Below are 17,759 nucleotides of genomic sequence, written 5' to 3'. Positions count from 1 at the left end.
TGATTTATGGCAGGTTACGAAGTCCCAAAAAATAACGATGGCTTGCTGGAGAAGCTGGTCGCGGTCAATCGTGTCGCCAAGGTGGTGAAGGGCGGACGGCAGTTCGGCTTCGCGGCCCTGACGGTGGTCGGCGACGGCAACGGCAAGGTCGGTCTTGGGCGCGGCAAGGCGCGCGAGGTGCCTGTGGCCATCCAGAAGGCCATGGACGATGCACGCCGTAATCTGCGCTCCATCAGTCTCAAGGGCGGCACCTTGCAATACCCCATTACGTCCGAGCACGGCGCGGCCAAGGTGTTTATGCAGCCTGCCTCGCAGGGTACCGGTATTATCGCGGGCGGTGCGATGCGCGCGGTGTTCGAGGTGCTCGGCGTGCACGATGTGCTGGCCAAGTGCATAGGCTCGACCAATCCTATCAACGTCGTACGCGCGACCATCAAGGGTCTGACCGTCATGAACGATCCAGAAGACATTGCGGCCAAGCGCGGTAAGTCACTGAGCGATATTCTGGACTAGTCATGGCGAAAAAGAACGCTAACAAAACGATCAAGGTGACACTGGTGCGTAGTCGCTTCGGGCGGTTGCCGGTACACAGGGCCTGCCTCGCGGGCCTGGGCCTCAGGCGCATGCACAATAGCGTTGAGCTTACCGATACACCGAGCGTGCGCGGCATGATTAATAAGATCTCATACATGCTCAAGGTCGAGGATTTAACCTAATGCGCCTCAACACACTGAAGCCCGGCAGGGGCGCCAAGCAGTCCGCCAAGCGTGTAGGGCGTGGCATCGGTTCGGGTCTGGGCAAGACCTGCGGGCGCGGCCACAAAGGCCAGCATGCGCGCGCCGGCGGCTATCACAAGGTCGGTTTCGAGGGCGGCCAGATGCCCATACAGCGGCGTCTGCCGAAGATTGGTTTCGCATCGCTGACGGCGAATGATACCGCCGAGATCAGGCTGCATGAACTCGCCAAGGTCAAGGGAGATAAAATAGATCTGCTGGCCCTCAAAGCGGCGAACCTGGTGCCGCAGGGCGCGAAGCGCGTGAAGGTGATTCTCTCCGGCAAGATCGCCGTGCCGCTGACCCTGCGCGGCGTCGCCGTGACCAAGGGCGCCAGGGCCGCCATCGAAGCGGCGGGCGGCAAGGTCGAGGAATAAGGTGGCCGTTACGTCCTCAGCACTGGTTAATGGTTTGGCCGGCGCAGGCCGGTTCACGGAGCTTAAGCGTCGTCTGCTGTTTGTGTTGGGCGCGTTGCTGGTGTTTCGTATCGGCACACACATACCCGTGCCGGGGATAGATCCGGTGGCGCTGGCCGCCCTGTTCGATCAACAGCGCGGCACCATCGTAGACCTGTTCAACATGTTCTCCGGTGGCGCGCTGCAACGCTTTTCGGTGTTTGCGCTGGGGATCATGCCGTACATTTCGGCTTCGATCATTATCCAGTTGTTGACGACGGTGGTGCCGACCCTCGAACAACTGAAGAAAGAGGGTGAGTCCGGACGCCGCAAGATTAGTCAATACACGCGCCGGGCGACCCTGGTGCTGGCGGTATTTCAGTCCATCGGTATCGCCATCGCTCTGCAAAGTCAGCAGGCCGGAGCCGTGCAGGTGGTGATTAATCCGGGGATGCAATTTGTTTTTGTGGCGGCGCTGACCCTGGTCACCGGCACCATGTTTCTGATGTGGTTGGGTGAACAGGTGACCGAGCGCGGGATCGGCAACGGCATCTCGATCATCATCTTTGCGGGCATCGTGGCGGGTCTGCCGCAGGCCATCGGCGGCACGCTGGAGTTGGCGCGCACCGGCGAGATGAACTTCTTCACGGTGGCGGTGCTGTTCGCCGTAGCGATAGCAGTGACGAGTTTTGTGGTGTTTGTAGAGCGCGGCCAGCGGCGTATTACGGTCAATTACGCCAAGCGCCAGCAAGGGCGCACGATGTATGCGGGGCAGACCAGTCACTTGCCGCTCAAGGTCAACATGGCGGGGGTGATACCTCCGATCTTTGCGTCGAGCATCATCTTGTTTCCCGCCACCATAAGCGGCTGGTTCGGGAGTGCAGAGGGACTGGGTTGGCTGAAGGACATCTCAACCACGCTCTCTCCCGGGCAGCCGATTTATGTGATTTTATATGCAGCGGCGATCATATTCTTCTGCTTTTTTTATACGGCCTTGGTGTTCAATCCCAAGGATACGGCGGACAACCTGAAGAAATCCGGGGCCTTTATTCCGGGGATACGGCCCGGCGAGCAGACGGTGCGCTATATCGACGGCGTGATGACGCGCCTTACCATGGGCGGGGCGCTATATATCACGCTGGTCAGCTTGTTGCCGGAGTTTTTGATCGTGTACTGGAATGTGCCGTTTTATTTCGGCGGGACGTCGTTGCTGATTATTGTTGTCGTGGTCATGGACTTTATGGCGCAGGTGCAGGCGCATCTGATGTCGCATCAATATGAGGGCCTGCTGAAGAAGGCCAATCTGAGAAGGTGAGGTAGGGAGTCAATATTATGAAGGTGCGAGCCTCGGTAAAAAAGATGTGCCGTAACTGTAAAATCGTGCGGCGTAAGAGCGTGGTGCGGGTGATTTGCACCGACGCACGTCATAAGCAACGGCAAGGTTAGGAGAGCTGTATGGCCCGTATTGCTGGTATAAATATTCCGGTTCAGAAGCACACGTCCGTCGCGTTGACCGCGATTTACGGCATCGGCCGCGAGCGCGCCCAAGATATTTGCAAGGCGACCGGGGTGAACCCGCAAATCAAGGTGAAGGATCTCACCGACGCCCAGGTGGAGGCCTTACGCTCCGCGGTGGCCAAATTCACTGTGGAAGGAGATCTGCGGCGCGAGGTCTCCATGAGCATCAAGCGTTTGATGGATCTGGGCTGCTATCGCGGCCTCCGTCATCGCCGCGGTCTACCGGTGCGCGGTCAGCGTACCCGCACCAATGCGAGGACCCGTAAAGGTCCGCGCAAGGCGATCAGGAAATAAGTTGAGAGTAATTAAACAGGATATCTATGGCTAAGGTCACTACCCGCGTCCGCAAGCGCGTTAAAAAGAATGTCGTAGACGGCATGGCGCACATCCACGCCTCGTTCAACAATACGATAATTACCATCACCGACAGACAGGGCAACACCTTGGCATGGGCGACGTCCGGCGGCTGCGGTTTCCGCGGCTCGCGCAAGAGTACGCCGTTCGCCGCACAGGTGGCGGCGGAAAAGGTGGGTAATGCAGTACAGGAGTTTGGCGTGAAGAATCTGGAAGTCTTCGTCAAGGGCCCCGGTCCAGGCAGAGAGTCGGCCGTTCGCGCCCTTAACGCGGCCGGTTTCAAGGTCTCCAATATCACTGACGTGACACCGATTCCACACAACGGTTGCCGTCCCCCCAAAAAGCGTCGCGTGTAAGCCGGAGGCAGGTCTTGGCAAAATATATTGGTCCAAAATGTCGTTTATGCCGCCGTGAGGGGGAGAAGCTCTTCCTGAAGGGCGAGAAGTGCTTTGGCAGCAAGTGCGCGATAGAAAGCCGTGCGTTCCCGCCGGGGCAGCACGGGCAGCGGCGCACCCGGCTCTCGGATTACGCGACCCAGCTCCGCGAAAAGCAGAAGGTGCGCAGGGTTTACGGCGTGCTGGAATCCCAGTTCCGTCTCTACTATAAAGAGGCGGATCGCCGCAAGGGTTCGACCGGCGAGAATCTGCTCCAGTTGCTGGAGGGCCGTCTGGACAACGTGGTCTACCGCATGGGGTTCGCCACCTCCCGCAGTGAGGCACGCCAGTTGGTGCGCCACAATACGGTGACCGTGAACGGCAAAAAGGTGAATATACCCACCTATCAGGTCAAGCCCAGCGATGTGGTCGCGGTGAGTGAGAGGGGCAGGAGCCAGTTGCGTATCCAGGCCGCGCTCGACATGGCGCAGCAGCGCGGGTTTCCCGATTGGATTGATGTGGATGTAAGTAAAATGCAGGGGGTGTTTAAGTCGAAACCGGAGCGCAGTGATTTGCCCGCCGAGATCAATGAGCATCTCATCGTCGAGCTTTACTCGAAGTAGGCATGCCTAAGTTGTACCGCTGTTTGTTGAAGAGAGGGTTTTTATGCAAGGCTCAGTCTCAGAATTTTTAAAGCCTCGTCTGGTTGAAGTTCAGCACATAGACGCCAAACACGCCAGAGTGGCGATGGAACCTCTGGAGCGCGGCTTCGGCCATACCCTGGGTAACGCGCTGCGTCGCATCTTGCTGTCTTCGATGCCGGGCTGTGCCGTGGTGGAGGCCGAGATTCAGGGTGTGGTGCATGAGTACACCAGTATCGAAGGCGTGCAAGAGGACGTGGTTGAGATACTGCTCAATCTTAAAGGCCTGGCGATCCGGATGCACAACAAGGACGAGTCCACCCTCACCATCAGCAAAAAAGGCCCCGGTGTGGTGACCGCCAACGACATCGTTTTGGATCATGACGTAGAGATCGTGAACCCCGATCACGTCATCGCGCATTTAACCAAGGCCGGGGCGCTGCACATGACCCTGAAGATCAAGCGTGGACGCGGTTATGAGCCCTCTACCGCGCGGCTGTCGCGTACCGAGGAGGACAAGGCCATCGGGAAACTGCAACTGGATGCCTCGTTCAGCCCGGTGCGCAAGGTGACCTATGCGGTGGAGAGCGCGCGTGTGGAACAGCGCACCGACCTCGACAAACTGGTGATAGATATCGAAACCAACGGCACGGTGGACCCTGAAGAAGCGATCCGCCGCGCTGCGCATATCCTGCAGGATCAGCTTTCGATCTTTGTGGAGCTGAAGGGCAGCGAAGTGGCGCGTCCCAGTTCGGTACAAGCGGTAGAGATCGATCCTATCCTGCTGCGCCCGGTGGACGATTTGGAGTTGACGGTTCGTTCCGCCAATTGTCTCAAGGCTGAGAGCATCCATTATATCGGCGATCTCATCCAACGCAGCGAGGTAGAGTTGCTGAAGACTCCCAATCTCGGCAAGAAATCACTCACCGAGATCAAGGATGTGCTTGCCTCGCACGGCCTGTCTTTGGGCATGCGCCTGGAGAATTGGCCGCCGCCGAATCTGAAAGAGCCGGAGAGGATCTCGGCCCCGGCCTCGGCATCGGCCTAAGACTCATTAAAAGGCGCCTCTAAAAATAGCGGATTTTGGCTTTAGGCAAGGCGGAATTCTGCGAGGAAGCGAAGTGTACACGGTAGTACATGAGCATTCCGAGCAGAATTCCAACGCAGCATAAAGACAAAAGACGCATTTTTAGAGGTGCCAGAATACGAAAGGATAAGCTATGCGTCACCATAATAGTGGTCGTCAACTGAGCCGCAACAGCAGCCACCGCAAGGCGTTGCTGAAGATGATGGCGGTCGCGCTGATGCGTCACGAAATCATCAAGACCACGCTACCCAAGGCCAAAGAGCTGCGCCGCGTGGCGGAGCCGTTGATTACCCTGGCCAAGATTGACAGCGTCGCCAAGCGACGGCTCGCCTTTGCACGTCTGCGTGATCGCGAAATCGTCACCAAACTGTTCAACGAACTCGGTCCGCGTTACAAGGCGCGCCCGGGCGGCTATCTGCGTATCCTGAAGTGCGGCTTTAGGGCCGGTGACGCCGCGCCGATGGCCATCGTCGAGCTGGTGGATCGTCCCATGCCAGCGGATGAGGGCACAGAACCTGCGTAGGGCCGAATTCATCCAGCCTACCCCTAAAAACCGGGCCCTGCCCGGTTTTTTTATGACTAAAGCTTACCGCAGAGGATGCAGAGAAATATAATCCAAATAGTCTTCTTCCCGCGCCCTCTGCGGTGAAGATTTTTTGGAGGAGCATAGTGATGCAGATGAATCGTACTACTCTGTTTGGTTTGATAATGGTTACGTTGGCCACGCCCGTGATGGCCTATGAGCCGCTACATGCCTTGCCCGAAGCACCCCCCATTCCCTCCGATAACCCGCTGACGGTCGAGAAGGTCGCGTTGGGCAGGCAGTTGTATTTTGATACCCGCCTGTCGTTCAACGGTAAAATCTCCTGCAATACCTGTCACAATCTCAAGACCGGCGGGGTGGACCACCGCCCGCTCTCCACCGGCGCCCTCGGTAAGCCGGGGCGGCGTTCCACGCCGACTGTATTAAATGCGGCTTATCAGAGCGTACAGTTCTGGGACGGCAGGGCGGAGAGTCTGGAAGCCGCCGTTAAGGACCACTTCTTCGATGCCACCGTGATGGCCATGCCTGACGAACAGAAGGTGGTCGAGGCGGTGCGGCGTATGCCCGGATATCGTAAGCAGTTTATCAACGCTTTTGGTACGCGAGACGCCGTGACGCTCGATAACATCGCCAAGGCCATTGCCGGCTTTGTGCGCACGCTGGTGACGCCTGACAGCGCCTTTGACCGTTATGTGAAGGGCGATAAACGGGCCTTGAGCGAGCAGGCTTTACGTGGCATGGAGGCATTTAAATCGGCCGGCTGTGTCGCCTGCCACTTCGGCGACAACTTTTCAGGCCCGCCGGTGCCGATGGGGGAGGGGTTCTATGAGTTATTCCCCAATTACCTGGGCAGTGAATACGACCAAGAGTATAATTTGGTGACGGACGACTTGGGCCGTTATGAGGCCACCAATGACCCCATTCATAAACGGCTGTTTCATGTGCCGACGCTGCGCAACATCGCACTCACCGCGCCGTATTTCCACACCGGAACCGTCCCCAGTCTGGAGGAAGCGGTGCGGGTGATGGCGGTAACGCAACTCAGGAAAGAATTGTCCGATCGGCAGGTGGAGGATATCGTCGCCTTCCTGAACAGCCTGACGGGGAGATTTCCCTCACGAGCACACCCCAAATGATGACAGTCTTGCTGCCGAAATATTTGTCTATCCTATTGTTTTTAATATAAATTATTAAATCTGTTCATGGCCAAACGACCGGCTGCTTTTAAGTGTACACTGACAGCAACTTACTCAGGAGTCAGAAAATAAGGCTACAACGTTATAATGTGACTCCTGAGTAAAAACCCTGTTTACTCTACCCCCACCCTGTCCCGCCCCCTCAACAGGGGGCGGAGACGTAGCATGAAGTGTAGTCTTAATTGCTGACTTATGAGTAACTTTACAAAGGAGCCTCTGGTGAGTAAGCAAATATATGCCTGGATCGTCGCTGCAACCTTTGCTGCGCCGGTTTTGGCCGCGCCCGCCCATGCCGGTAGCTATATCATTAAAGAGGTTAAAGAAACTCAGCCGGGGCACTGGATATTGCTGGGCCTGCACTGGGTGGAGGGGTTGCATGAGATTGAAGTGAAGTTGGCGACCGATAAGGACCAGTCCGCCATTGGCACTTTTATTCGCGCCTACTTTTATGACCAGGACAAAAACCTACTCATCAAGTATGAGAGCCCTCCCGCGGCGGGCTTCAAAACTCCCGACGGTGAGGTAACATTATTTGCCAAGCCCGGCAACTTCACCAAGGGCAGGATCGAGACCCTGTATTTTCCGATTACCGATGAAACCACGGGAAAATGGAAGAGCGTGGTGGTGGTGTTCGGCGATTCGAAACAGGCTGTGGGGCGGGTTTACCCGGAAGGTAAGCTGGCGGATTACGAGTTTGACGAAAAGAAGTGGGTGAAATGATGGATTGTTTTTCGCCATCATCCACGCTAATGAGTGCCGCGTAACAGACCCTCTACGCTTAGATCTTCGTCAATTTCAGGCCAATGGATTCCCTCGCCATCCCCAAGAAGCTCGTAGTTCTCTAATTGGCGTTTAGTGGCATTTGATAAACGTGGGAACCATACTAATGGTACTGTTACCTTTCGACCGTCCACCAACGATACGACTAAATCGTCATCTGTAAACTCGACATTTTGTGCCAAAGGATGTGTTTCAACTGCTAAGGTGCTCATTCCACGCCTCCAGGAATTTTTCCCTATTTTCTTCGATGTGCTTCTGTACCGTTCGCAATTCGTGCGAAGCAAACCGTTTTGAACTTGCCAGCGCAATCGGACTTAGCCAGAATTTAGCAAGAAACCGCTCACGTTGCACGTGAATATGGGGCGGTTCTCCCTTTTCGTTGCTATAGAAATAGAAACGATATGGCCCGATTCTGAGTATATTTGGCATGTTTAGTGGCCTACCCCTTCAATGCAGCAGCGAAACCCGGGGGGCTGACATATCTTATTCGCGGATTTCATTCCAGTCAGGCTACGCTTGTTTCATAAAGTCACCATCACCAAGAAGTGGGTTATTATCTGGCGAATACCGCCAAATCGCAACTTAACCTCTGGTTTATTCAAAACCGGAAGTTTGGCTAATTGTAAATTCTATTTACAATTAGCCAAACTTAAGGTAACGAGATAATCGTGTCTGTTTTTCGAGAGAAATGCTAGGTTGCTGAACCTTTTCCAATGATTGCTAACGCAGCGCGCGCATTCAAGAGAAATGCGTTCACCATAATCTGAAACACGAACGTCTTTTGCGCCGAGCTTGCAGATAGGACAGGATTTATCCGATATGGGGCGCATTACACGATTCTCAGCAATCTAAGGAATCCCTGATTTATTCATGCTGAACCGCCAAGACGCCAAGGGCGCCATGATTTTTTCCCTACAATTCAAGCCTTTTTTCTTGGTGACCTTGGCGCCTTGGCGGTTGGCGATATTTTTTTCAGAGCTTCCCTAACTAAGATTAGACACCACCCAAAACGCGCAGGAGATTATATACCTTCTGTCTAGAGTAAAGCTTCGCTGGAGAGCCGATTATTAGACACGCTCTAACACTGGCTTCAGATATTGACCCGTGTAAGAATGAGGCTGTGCGGCAATGTCTTCGGGTGTGCCGACAGCGATGATTTCACCGCCCTTGTCGCCGCCTTCGGGGCCGAGGTCTATCACCCAGTCGGCGGTTTTGATGACATCGAGATTGTGTTCGATGACGACGATGGTGTTGTTGCGGTCGCGCAGGCTGTGCAGCACGCCGAGCAATTGTTCGATGTCGTGAAAGTGCAGGCCGGTGGTGGGTTCGTCGAGGATGTACAGCGTGTTGCCGGTGTCGCGGCGTGACAGTTCGCGTGAGAGTTTTACGCGCTGCGCTTCGCCGCCGGAGAGGGTGGTGGCGTTCTGGCCGAGCTTGATGTAGGACAGGCCGACATCCATCAGCGTTTGCAGTTTGTGGGCGATGGCCGGCACGGCGTCGAAAAATACCCGCGCGTCTTCCACTGTCATTTCCAGTACTTCATTTATATTGCTGCCCTTGTAGCGCACCTCCAACGTCTCGCGGTTGTAGCGCTTGCCTTTGCATATATCGCAGGCGACGTAGATGTCCGGTAAAAAATGCATCTCGACTTTGATGAGGCCGTCGCCCTGACAGGCCTCGCAGCGTCCGCCCTTGACGTTGAAGCTGAAGCGTCCCGGCGTGTAGCCGCGCGAGCGCGCCTCCGCGGTGCCTGTAAAAAGCTCGCGGATGGGCGTGAACAGGCCGGTGTAAGTCGCCGGATTCGAGCGCGGTGTGCGGCCGATGGGGCTTTGGTCTATGTCTACTACTTTGTCGAACAATTCGAGGCCGCTGATCGAAGCGTAAGGCGCGGGTTCTTCGGAGGCGCCGTGCAGCTCGCGCGCCACCAGCCTATATAAAGTGTCGTTGATGAGGGTGGATTTGCCGGAGCCCGATACACCGGTGATGCAGGTCATCAGGCCTGCGGGGATCTCGACGGTGATGCCCTTGAGATTATTGCCGCTCGCCCCTTGCAGGCGCAGGCAACGTTTTTTATTTATAGGCGTGCGCTGTTCAGGCACGGCGATGCGCTTGCGGCCGGAGAGATATTGCCCTGTCAGCGAGGCCGGATTGGCCATGATGTCTTGCGGTGTTCCTTGCGCGACGATGCGTCCGCCGTGCACGCCTGCGCCGGGGCCGATGTCCACCATGTGATCGGCAGCGCGGATGGCTTCTTCATCGTGCTCCACGACAATCACCGTATTGCCGAGATCGCGTAGATAGGTGAGGGTGTTGAGCAGGCGCTGATTGTCGCGCTGGTGCAGGCCGATAGAGGGCTCGTCGAGGATGTACATCACGCCCACCAGTCCTGCGCCGATCTGGCTGGCAAGCCTGATGCGCTGGGCTTCTCCGCCGGACAGGGTTTCGGCGCTGCGGTCGAGGGTGAGATAGTCCAATCCGACGTTGACCAGAAAGTTGAGGCGTTGGCTGATCTCCTTGACGATCTTGCCGGCGATCTCGCCGCGCCGGCCGGGTAGTTTAAGGTGAGAGAAAAACGTGAGCGCCGCTTCGACCGGCATGGCGCTGACAGCGGGCAGACTCTGCTGCGCGATGTAAACGTGGCGCGCGGCTTTATTAAGGCGTGAGCCCTCGCATTCAGGACAAGATTGCGTGCCGAGATATTTGGCCAACTCTTCGCGCACGACGTTGGATTCCGTCTCGCGGTAGCGGCGTTGCAGGTTGGGGATGACGCCCTCGAAGGGGTGAGGGCGGGCGCCGAGCTTGCCGCGTTCATTGGGGTACTTGAAGGCGATGATCTGTGCGCCGCTGCCGTACAGGATAATATCGCGCAGCCGTTTGGGCAGATCTTGAAAGGGCGTATCGAGATCGAACTCGTAGTGCTCCGCGAGCGCACTGATGAGATTGAAATAATAGGCGTTGCGCCGGTCCCAGCCGCGTATCGCGCCTGCCGGTAGACTCAGCTCCGGGTGCGCCACGACACGGGCGGGATCGAAGAATTGTTTGACGCCGAGACCGTCGCAAGTCGGGCAGGCCCCGACCGGGCTGTTGAAGGAGAACAGCCGCGGCTCCAGTTCACTCAGGCTGTAGCCGCAGATAGGGCAGGCGAATTTGGCCGAGAACACGAGATCGGCCGGTGTTTTTCCAGTCGCTCCCGGCGTCCTGCCTCGCGCGACATTAGTTCTTCCCTGTACGTCATTGGCGCTTTCCATAAAGGCGACGCGCACCATGCCCTCGCTCAAGGCCAGCGCCGTCTCGAACGACTCGGCCAGGCGCTGTTCCAGGCCGGGGCGAGCCTTGAAGCGGTCTATGACGACTTCAATCGTATGTTTCTTGCGCAGATCGAGTGCGGGCGCCTGATCGAGACCCACCAGGCTGCCGTCTATGCGGGCGCGCACAAATCCCCGGGTGCGCAGTTCATCGAGCACCTGCACATGTTCGCCCTTGCGATTCTGCACCACGGGTGCGAGCAACATGAGCGCCGTGCCCTCGGGAAGAGTCATGACCTGATCCACCATTTGACTGATGGTTTGCGCCTCCAGCACGGTGTCGTGTTCCGGGCAGTGCGGCTCGCCGGTGCGCGCGAACAGCAGGCGCAGGTAGTCGTAGATCTCGGTGACGGTGCCGACCGTGGAACGCGGGTTGTGCGAGGTGGATTTTTGCTCAATCGAGATGGCGGGCGACAGGCCTTCGATGTGATCCACATCGGGTTTTTCCATGATCGAGAGGAACTGGCGCGCGTAGCTGGACAGCGATTCCACGTAGCGGCGCTGACCCTCGGCATAGAGGGTGTCGAAGGCGAGCGAGGACTTGCCCGAACCCGACAGGCCGGTGATGACGATGAGCTTATCCCTGGGGAGGTCGAGATCTATATTTTGCAGGTTGTGGGTGCGGGCGCCGCGGATGCGGAGGGTGTTCATACAGGTTTTCCGTGAACAACGTAAAGGGCGCCTCTAAAAATGCGTCTTTTGTCTTTAGGCGGCGTTGAAATTCCGCTCGGAATGCTCATGTACTGTCGTGTACACTCCGCTTCCTCGCAGAATTTCGCCTTGCCTAAAGACAAAATTCACTATTTTTAGAGGCGCCCTAAACCTGCTACTATACGTCCACCATGGTGCAAAAGAAAACTCCCAGTATGGGCGAAAACGGCATGACCCCTACTGAGCGCCGCGCCACCTTTTCGCTGGCCGGGATCTACGCACTGCGGATGCTGGGCCTGTTCCTGATCCTGCCGGTGTTCTCGCTGTACGCCACGGATCACCTCACCGGCGCCACCCCTATGCTGATCGGGCTCGCCATCGGCGCCTATGGCCTGAGCCAGGCCGTGCTGCAGATTCCGTTTGGGATGTTGTCCGACCGCTTTCGGCGCAAGCCCATTATCATTATCGGCCTGCTCCTGTTCGCCCTGGGCAGCGTGGTGGCAGCCCTCTCCGGCACGATTTGGGGCGTCATCATCGGCCGTTTTCTGCAAGGCAGCGGGGCGATCGCCGCGGCGGTGATGGCGCTGGCGGCCGACCTCACACGCGAGGAGCAGCGCACCAAGGCGATGGCGGTGATCGGCACCACGATAGGATTGTCCTTCGCCGTGGCGCTGGTCGCAGGCCCCCTGCTCAATAGCTGGATCGGTGTGCCGGGCATCTTTTGGCTGACCGCCCTGTTGGCCTTGGGGGGCATTGTAGTGTTGAAGCTGGGCGTCCCGCAGCATGTAGACAGCCGCTTTCATCGTGACGCCGAGGCTATGCCCTCCAAGTTTGCAGGGGTGTTCGGCGATGCGCAGCTCATGCGGCTCAATTTCGGGATTTTGGCGCTACACGCCATGTTGATGGCGAGTTTCGTTGCCTTGCCGCTCGCATTGCGCGATCACGCGGGGCTCTCCAGCGATCATCATTGGTGGGTGTATCTACCGGTCATGCTGGTTGCGATAGCGGTCATGGCGCCGTTTGTGATTGTGGCCGAGAAGCGCCGCTGCATGAAACAGGTCTTTGTCGGGGCGATCGTGCTGCTGGGGTTGTCGGAACTGGGCCTGATCGCGGGGTATGAGTCCGTGGCCGGCATTACCGTGGCGCTGTTGCTGTTCTTCACGGCCTTTAATATCCTGGAGGCGACGTTGCCCTCGCTCATCTCCAAGGCGGCGCCCGCCGACAGCAAGGGCACGGCAATGGGGATTTACTCCACCTCGCAGTTCATCGGCGCCTTCATAGGCGGGGGGGCGGGGGGGTGGCTGCTGGGCGCGTATGGACTTGCCGCCGTGTTCGGGTTTTGCGCCCTGATGGCGGCCACTTGGGTGCTGGTGGCGGTGGGTATGCCCAGCCCGCGCTATCTCAGAAACCGGATGGTCAATGTCGGTACAATTAGCGCCGAGCGGGCGTACGAGCTGGCCTCCCGGTTCAAAAAGGTGCCGGGCGTGGTCGAGGCGGTGGTCGTCGCGGAGGAGGGCGTCGCCTATTTAAAGGTAGACAGCGCGCTGCTCGATGAGACGGCGCTGCGTGAATTTTCTGCGGCCGAGGCGTAATATTCGCCTAGGGTTGGGCCGAATTCATTCGGCCAATATTTTTTAGTAAGGAGAGAGTTATGGCAAGAGGTGTAAATAAAGTCATCCTGATCGGCAATCTGGGCAAAGACCCGGAGGTGCGCTACATGCCGAGCGGCGGCGCGGTGGCCAATGTCACCCTCGCCACCAGCGAATCCTGGAAGGACAAGACCACCGGCGAGCAGCAGGAGCGCACCGAATGGCACAATGTGGTGTTTTACAATCGGCTCGCCGAGATCGTCGGCGAATATTTGAAGAAGGGTTCACAGGTCTATGTCGAGGGCAGCCTGCGCACCCGCAAATGGCAGGATAAAAACACCGGCGCCGACCGCTACACTACCGAGATCATCGCTAACGAGATGCAGATGTTGGGCAGCCGCGCAGGCCAGGGCAGCCCGAGCTATCAGTCGGAGCCAGGCGGTGTAGAGGCAAAGGCGGGTAAACCGGCGCCTGCGCCTGCGACCGATACCCTTGATGATGACATCCCGTTCTGAAGAAAGTGAGGCGTGAGGTGTGAGGTGTGAGGCGTAAATCCGATTTCTCCTCACTCCTCACCCCTCACCCGTATCCATGCCCCAAGCCTCTCGCAAAAAAGATCCCGTCAATCCCTTTGCGCCGCTGGCGCGCCGCCTGGGCCCGCGCCTGCGCGAAGGCGCGTTGTTTTTAGGCGGTGCGATTGCCGTGTATCTGTGGGCGTCGCTCTCTACTCACCAGCCCTCGGACCCGGGCTGGTGGCATAGTGACGCCGCAGGCCAGGTAGCCAATAGGGGGGGGGTTGCGGGGGCGTGGTTTGCCGACATCTTCTTACACCTGTTTGGCTACCTTGCCTATCTGTTTCCGCTGATGATTGGCTACGCCGGCTGGGTGGTGTTCAAACAGCGTCACAGCGGTGAAGGGTTCGATCCGCGCCATTTGATACTGGCCGGCGTCGGCTTTGTGCTGGCGCTCACGGCGGGCGCTGGACTGGCGACATTGCACATCTTCTCCGCGACCATGCCGGAGAGCGCCGGCGGCATCCTTGGCGAAGAGGTTGTAAAGGGTCTGGTAGGCGCATTCAATCCTCTGGGTGCGACACTGTTGATGCTGGCCTTGTTTCTGACTGGCGTGACCTTGGCGACGGGCCTTTCCTGGCTGTGGCTGACCGATACCCTGGGCCGCCTAACCCTCACCCTCATGGCAAGACTCAGACCGCTGTGGCTCGACCTGCAGGAGCGCTGGGCCGGACGCCGCGCGCGCATCCAGCGCGATGAGACGGTGACGGCGCAGCGCATAAAGACAGGCAAACGGACGCCGCCGCGCATTGAGCCGGTCATCAAGAATTTCGAGGTGAGCGAACGGGTGGAGAAGGAACGGCAGGTGCCTTTGTTCGACCAGCCCGCCGGTTCCTTGCCGCCGTTGTCGTTGCTCGATCCTCCCGAACCCGCGCAGCAAGGTCTCTCCGACGACGCACTGCAGGCCATGTCGCGCCAGGTTGAGTTGAAACTGCTCGACTTCGGCATCGAGGTGCAAGTGGTCGCCGTGCATCCCGGCCCGGTGATCACGCGCTTTGAGTTGCAGCCTACGCCCGGTTTGAAGGTCAACCAGATCACCAATCTGGTGAAAGACCTCGCGCGCAGTTTGTCCGTGCCCAGCGTGCGTATCGTTGAGGTCATTCCCGGCAAGCCGGTGATCGGGCTGGAAATACCCAATGAGCGGCGCAGCCTGGTACGGCTCACTGAGACACTGCAGTCCAAAGAATACAACGATGCGGCATCAAAGCTTACGCTCGCCCTGGGCATGGACATCAGTGGTCATCCGGTGGTGGTGGATCTCGCCAAGATGCCGCACCTGCTGGTGGCGGGTACCACCGGCTCCGGTAAATCGGTGGCGATCAACGCCATGATCTTGAGTCTGCTCTTCAACGCCAAGCCCGACGAGGTGCGCCTGATCCTGATAGATCCGAAGATGCTGGAGCTTTCCATTTATGAAGGCATCCCGCACCTGTTGACGCCGGTAGTCACCGACATGAAGGAAGCGGCGCACGCGCTGCGCTGGTGTGTTGCGGAGATGGACAAGCGCTATCGTTTAATGTCGGCGCTGGGGGTACGCAACATCGGCGGCTACAACAAACGCATCCATGAGGCCGAGGCGAGCGGTCAGCCTATCGCGCATCCGTTTCACACCCCCGTGGACGGACTGGCTACGCCGTTGCTCGAGCCGGTCCCGTATATCGTCGTCGTCATTGACGATCTGGCCGACATGATGATGGTGGTCGGCAAAAAAGTGGAAGACCTCATCGCACGCCTTGCGCAAAAGGCGCGCGCCTCGGGCATCCATCTTATTCTCGCCACGCAGCGGCCCTCGGTGGACGTGATTACAGGCCTCATCAAGGCCAATATCCCTTCGCGCATCGCCTTTCAGGTTTCCTCCAAAATAGATTCGCGCACCATCCTCGATCAGATGGGGGCAGAGCAGTTGTTGGGTCACGGCGACATGCTCTATTTGCCGCCCGGGACCGGGATGCCTACCCGCATCCACGGCGCCTTTGTGGCCGACCACGAAGTGCACAAGGTCGCCGCCTATCTCAAGCGACAGGGCGCGCCGGCCTATCTTGAAGAAGTGCTGAGCGGCGGCGATGTGGAAGAGCGAGGCAACTCTTTCAGCGATGAGCTGTCCAACGTTGAGAGTGACCCTCTTTATGACCAGGCGCTCAACATCGTTACCGAGACCCGCCGCGCCTCGATATCCGGCATCCAGCGCCGTCTTAAGATCGGCTATAACCGCGCCGCACGGCTGATCGAGGAAATGGAGCAGGCCGGTGTGGTCGGACCCCTTCAATCCAACGGTTCGCGCGAAGTGCTGGCGCCGCCGCCGCGAGATTAGGAAATCCCCCATCAATCATTTACCGCAGAGGGCGCAGGGGAATGCAATCAAAAGTAGTTTGTTTCCTCTGCGTCCTCCGTGGTGAAGCTTTTTCACCGCAAGAGAGTACATGAGACATTTATCTAGAATATCAGCAGTATCGTGCCTGCTGCTCTGTGTACCGCTCGCCGCCCCCGCAGCGCCGCTCACGGTCAAGCGGCTCAATGACTTCATCAGCAACGTGCAGGGTATGCAGGCCGATTTTCATCAATTGTTGATTGATAACAAGTCAAAGGCAGTGAAGGAGTCGAGCGGCACGCTGGTGATGCAGCGCCCCGGCAAATTCCGCTGGGAATATATCCGGCCTTATCGGCAGACCATCGTCGCGGACGGTGAGAAGATCTGGATCTACGATGTTGAATTGGAGCAGGTGACCGTCAAGCCGCTCGATACAACGCTGGGCGGCACTCCGGCTGTATTATTGAGCGGTCAGGAAACGGTGTGGGAGAGTTTCAAGATCAAAGAACTGGGCTCGAAAGACGGATTGGAGTGGGTCGAGTTGACCCCCAAAACACCTGACAACAATTTCGAGAGAGTGCGCCTGGGTTTCGGCGCGCATGATTTGGAAATGATGGAGCTGCTGGACAGCTTTGGCGCGACCACTCAATTACGCTTTTCTAAACTGCAACGCAATCCTGTCTTCGATTCATCCGCATTCGTATTCACACCACCGAAAGGCGTAGACATCATCGGTGAAGACGCTGCTACCGTCAAACCTTACCAGAAGTAGGCCAGCACTATCAGGCCGAAAACTATCCGGTAATAAGCAAACGCCTCAAAGCTGTGGTGCGCAATAAATCGCAGCAGCGCCTTTACGGTAAGCAGGGCGCTGAGAAACGCGGCGAAAAATCCTGCCGCAAACATGCCAAGATCATGGCTGTCGAGTAAACCCCAATTTTTGTAGAGGTCATACAGCGTCGCGCTGAACATGGTCGGGATGGCGAGAAAAAAGGAAAACTCCGCCGCCGCCTGACGCGACAGACCGAACAGCAAACCGCCCATGATCGTCGCACCCGAGCGCGAAGTGCCCGGAAACAGCGCCACCGCCTGACATAGGCCGATTTTCAGGGCATGGGGCCAGCGCATTTCCTCCACGGTTTGAACGCGCGGCTGATAAGCCCTTCGCTCGATTAAGATAATAATAATGCCGCCCGCGACCAGTGCAATGGCGACGTTGAAGGGATGAAACAAATACTCTTTAATCATTTTGTGAAACGCCAGCCCCAAGAAGGCGGCCGGCAGGAAGGCGATAATCAAGTGCATCACGAATCGCTGTGCACTCGGGTCATGTGTGAGTCCGCGCGCGACCTCGGTGATCTTGACGCGATAATTCCAGCACACCGCGAGTATCGCGCCAAGCTGTATCGCAATCTCAAAGGTCTTGGCTTTTTCACCAGTGAAGTTGAGCAGATCGCCGGCAATGATTAGATGACCAGTGCTGGAAATCGGCAGAAACTCCGTGACGCCTTCGACGAGACCGAGCAGCAGGGCCTTTGCGTAAATAATAATATCCATTTTTATTTTCTATTCCTCTGCGGTAAAAAAAGCTTCACCACGGAGGTCGCGGAGAAGAAGTAAAACGGCTTAACCTTGTTCCCCTGCGTCCTCTGCGGTGTATATGGGTGTTAAG

At 57.5% G+C, this 17,759-nt stretch carries 20 protein-coding genes; 16 read left to right on the top strand and 4 right to left on the bottom strand.

Going from position 1 to position 17,759, the window contains the following annotated elements:
* The first annotated feature begins 6 nt into the window (after positions 1 to 6).
* The 12 genes from rpsE to HY028_08345 all read left to right on the top strand — a co-directional run bounded on the left by rpsE (position 7) and on the right by HY028_08345 (position 7,602).
* A complete protein-coding gene (gene rpsE, locus HY028_08400; protein ID MBI3344857.1) occupies positions 7 to 513 on the top strand; it encodes a 30S ribosomal protein S5 in 507 nt (168 codons plus the stop codon).
* A gap of 2 nt (positions 514 to 515) precedes the next feature.
* Positions 516 to 716, top strand: a complete 201-nt coding sequence (gene rpmD, locus HY028_08395; protein MBI3344856.1) for a 50S ribosomal protein L30 — start codon at positions 516 to 518, stop codon at positions 714 to 716.
* Positions 716 to 1,150: a 50S ribosomal protein L15 gene (gene rplO, locus HY028_08390; protein MBI3344855.1), complete on the top strand. Its 435-nt coding sequence runs from the start codon at positions 716 to 718 to the stop codon at positions 1,148 to 1,150. The genes rpmD and rplO overlap by 1 nt, the downstream gene beginning before the upstream one ends.
* Before the next feature lie 22 nt (positions 1,151 to 1,172).
* Positions 1,173 to 2,483, top strand: coding sequence for a preprotein translocase subunit SecY (gene secY / locus HY028_08385; GenBank protein ID MBI3344854.1), 1,311 nt, complete (start codon positions 1,173 to 1,175; stop codon positions 2,481 to 2,483).
* Between the two features lie 17 nt (positions 2,484 to 2,500).
* A complete protein-coding gene (gene rpmJ, locus HY028_08380; protein MBI3344853.1) occupies positions 2,501 to 2,614 on the top strand; it encodes a 50S ribosomal protein L36 in 114 nt (37 codons plus the stop codon).
* A gap of 9 nt (positions 2,615 to 2,623) precedes the next feature.
* A complete protein-coding gene (rpsM, locus tag HY028_08375; GenBank protein ID MBI3344852.1) occupies positions 2,624 to 2,980 on the top strand; it encodes a 30S ribosomal protein S13 in 357 nt (118 codons plus the stop codon).
* 26 nt (positions 2,981 to 3,006) lie between these two features.
* Complete coding sequence (gene rpsK, locus HY028_08370; protein ID MBI3344851.1) at positions 3,007 to 3,396, top strand: 30S ribosomal protein S11; 390 nt, start codon at positions 3,007 to 3,009, stop codon at positions 3,394 to 3,396.
* 14 nt (positions 3,397 to 3,410) lie between these two features.
* Complete coding sequence (gene rpsD, locus HY028_08365; GenBank protein MBI3344850.1) at positions 3,411 to 4,037, top strand: 30S ribosomal protein S4; 627 nt, start codon at positions 3,411 to 3,413, stop codon at positions 4,035 to 4,037.
* A gap of 43 nt (positions 4,038 to 4,080) precedes the next feature.
* Positions 4,081 to 5,103: a DNA-directed RNA polymerase subunit alpha gene (gene rpoA / locus HY028_08360; GenBank protein ID MBI3344849.1), complete on the top strand. Its 1,023-nt coding sequence runs from the start codon at positions 4,081 to 4,083 to the stop codon at positions 5,101 to 5,103.
* A gap of 172 nt (positions 5,104 to 5,275) precedes the next feature.
* On the top strand, positions 5,276 to 5,665 hold the full coding sequence (gene rplQ / locus HY028_08355) for a 50S ribosomal protein L17 (protein MBI3344848.1): 390 nt from the start codon (positions 5,276 to 5,278) through the stop codon (positions 5,663 to 5,665).
* A gap of 155 nt (positions 5,666 to 5,820) precedes the next feature.
* Positions 5,821 to 6,822, top strand: a complete 1,002-nt coding sequence (locus HY028_08350; protein MBI3344847.1) for a c-type cytochrome — start codon at positions 5,821 to 5,823, stop codon at positions 6,820 to 6,822.
* Between the two features lie 279 nt (positions 6,823 to 7,101).
* On the top strand, positions 7,102 to 7,602 hold the full coding sequence (locus tag HY028_08345; GenBank protein ID MBI3344846.1) for a hypothetical protein: 501 nt from the start codon (positions 7,102 to 7,104) through the stop codon (positions 7,600 to 7,602).
* Between the two features lie 26 nt (positions 7,603 to 7,628).
* Here HY028_08345 and HY028_08340 read toward each other — a convergent pair whose 3' ends face one another.
* From HY028_08340 to uvrA, 3 genes are all read right to left on the bottom strand, one after another.
* Entirely contained in the window at positions 7,629 to 7,874 is a 246-nt protein-coding gene (locus HY028_08340; protein ID MBI3344845.1) for a DUF2442 domain-containing protein, read from the bottom strand.
* Entirely contained in the window at positions 7,855 to 8,091 is a 237-nt protein-coding gene (locus HY028_08335; GenBank protein ID MBI3344844.1) for a DUF4160 domain-containing protein, read from the bottom strand. Before HY028_08335 ends, HY028_08340 begins: the two co-directional genes overlap by 20 nt.
* 638 nt (positions 8,092 to 8,729) lie before the next feature.
* The gene (gene uvrA, locus HY028_08330) at positions 8,730 to 11,618 is read right to left on the bottom strand and encodes an excinuclease ABC subunit UvrA (GenBank protein ID MBI3344843.1); all 2,889 of its coding nucleotides are present in this window, start codon (positions 11,616 to 11,618) and stop codon (positions 8,730 to 8,732) included.
* 230 nt (positions 11,619 to 11,848) lie between these two features.
* Between uvrA and HY028_08325 the strand changes: the two genes are divergently transcribed.
* From HY028_08325 to lolA, 4 genes are all read left to right on the top strand, one after another.
* Positions 11,849 to 13,210, top strand: a complete 1,362-nt coding sequence (locus tag HY028_08325) for an MFS transporter (GenBank protein ID MBI3344842.1) — start codon at positions 11,849 to 11,851, stop codon at positions 13,208 to 13,210.
* A 59-nt stretch (positions 13,211 to 13,269) separates the two neighbouring features.
* Positions 13,270 to 13,722 carry a single-stranded DNA-binding protein gene (gene ssb / locus HY028_08320; GenBank protein ID MBI3344841.1) on the top strand — a complete coding sequence of 151 codons (453 nt, stop codon included), beginning with the start codon at positions 13,270 to 13,272 and terminating at the stop codon, positions 13,720 to 13,722.
* 76 nt (positions 13,723 to 13,798) lie between these two features.
* Positions 13,799 to 16,090 (top strand): DNA translocase FtsK 4TM domain-containing protein, encoded by a 2,292-nt coding sequence (locus HY028_08315; protein MBI3344840.1) that lies wholly within the window; start codon positions 13,799 to 13,801, stop codon positions 16,088 to 16,090.
* A gap of 109 nt (positions 16,091 to 16,199) precedes the next feature.
* Positions 16,200 to 16,859 carry an outer membrane lipoprotein chaperone LolA gene (gene lolA, locus HY028_08310; GenBank protein MBI3344839.1) on the top strand — a complete coding sequence of 220 codons (660 nt, stop codon included), beginning with the start codon at positions 16,200 to 16,202 and terminating at the stop codon, positions 16,857 to 16,859.
* Here lolA and HY028_08305 read toward each other — a convergent pair.
* Positions 16,847 to 17,644, bottom strand: a complete 798-nt coding sequence (locus HY028_08305) for an undecaprenyl-diphosphate phosphatase (GenBank protein ID MBI3344838.1) — start codon at positions 17,642 to 17,644, stop codon at positions 16,847 to 16,849. The genes lolA and HY028_08305 overlap by 13 nt on opposite strands.
* Positions 17,645 to 17,759 lie beyond the last annotated feature (115 nt).

It is taken from the genome of Gammaproteobacteria bacterium (assembly GCA_016195665.1).
GTDB lineage: Bacteria > Pseudomonadota > Gammaproteobacteria > SURF-13 > SURF-13 > JACPZD01.
This window is presented reverse-complemented; position numbering and strand designations above follow the sequence as displayed.

What these genes read in the sequence shown, in the direction of transcription:
- rpsE (MBI3344857.1), top strand. Translation starts at nt 7, where the DNA reads ATGGCAGGTTACGAAGTCCCAAAAAATAACGATGGCTTGCTGGAGAAG.
- rpmD (MBI3344856.1), top strand. Translation starts at nt 516, where the DNA reads ATGGCGAAAAAGAACGCTAACAAAACGATCAAGGTGACACTGGTGCGT.
- rplO (MBI3344855.1), top strand. Translation starts at nt 716, where the DNA reads ATGCGCCTCAACACACTGAAGCCCGGCAGGGGCGCCAAGCAGTCCGCC.
- rpmJ (MBI3344853.1), top strand. Translation starts at nt 2,501, where the DNA reads ATGAAGGTGCGAGCCTCGGTAAAAAAGATGTGCCGTAACTGTAAAATC.
- rpsM (MBI3344852.1), top strand. Translation starts at nt 2,624, where the DNA reads ATGGCCCGTATTGCTGGTATAAATATTCCGGTTCAGAAGCACACGTCC.
- rpsK (MBI3344851.1), top strand. Translation starts at nt 3,007, where the DNA reads ATGGCTAAGGTCACTACCCGCGTCCGCAAGCGCGTTAAAAAGAATGTC.
- rpoA (MBI3344849.1), top strand. Translation starts at nt 4,081, where the DNA reads ATGCAAGGCTCAGTCTCAGAATTTTTAAAGCCTCGTCTGGTTGAAGTT.
- rplQ (MBI3344848.1), top strand. Translation starts at nt 5,276, where the DNA reads ATGCGTCACCATAATAGTGGTCGTCAACTGAGCCGCAACAGCAGCCAC.
- HY028_08350 (MBI3344847.1), top strand. Translation starts at nt 5,821, where the DNA reads ATGAATCGTACTACTCTGTTTGGTTTGATAATGGTTACGTTGGCCACG.
- HY028_08340 (MBI3344845.1), bottom strand. Translation starts at nt 7,874, where the DNA reads ATGAGCACCTTAGCAGTTGAAACACATCCTTTGGCACAAAATGTCGAG.
- HY028_08335 (MBI3344844.1), bottom strand. Translation starts at nt 8,091, where the DNA reads ATGCCAAATATACTCAGAATCGGGCCATATCGTTTCTATTTCTATAGC.
- uvrA (MBI3344843.1), bottom strand. Translation starts at nt 11,618, where the DNA reads ATGAACACCCTCCGCATCCGCGGCGCCCGCACCCACAACCTGCAAAAT.
- HY028_08325 (MBI3344842.1), top strand. Translation starts at nt 11,849, where the DNA reads ATGACCCCTACTGAGCGCCGCGCCACCTTTTCGCTGGCCGGGATCTAC.
- ssb (MBI3344841.1), top strand. Translation starts at nt 13,270, where the DNA reads ATGGCAAGAGGTGTAAATAAAGTCATCCTGATCGGCAATCTGGGCAAA.
- HY028_08315 (MBI3344840.1), top strand. Translation starts at nt 13,799, where the DNA reads ATGCCCCAAGCCTCTCGCAAAAAAGATCCCGTCAATCCCTTTGCGCCG.
- lolA (MBI3344839.1), top strand. Translation starts at nt 16,200, where the DNA reads ATGAGACATTTATCTAGAATATCAGCAGTATCGTGCCTGCTGCTCTGT.
- HY028_08305 (MBI3344838.1), bottom strand. Translation starts at nt 17,644, where the DNA reads ATGGATATTATTATTTACGCAAAGGCCCTGCTGCTCGGTCTCGTCGAA.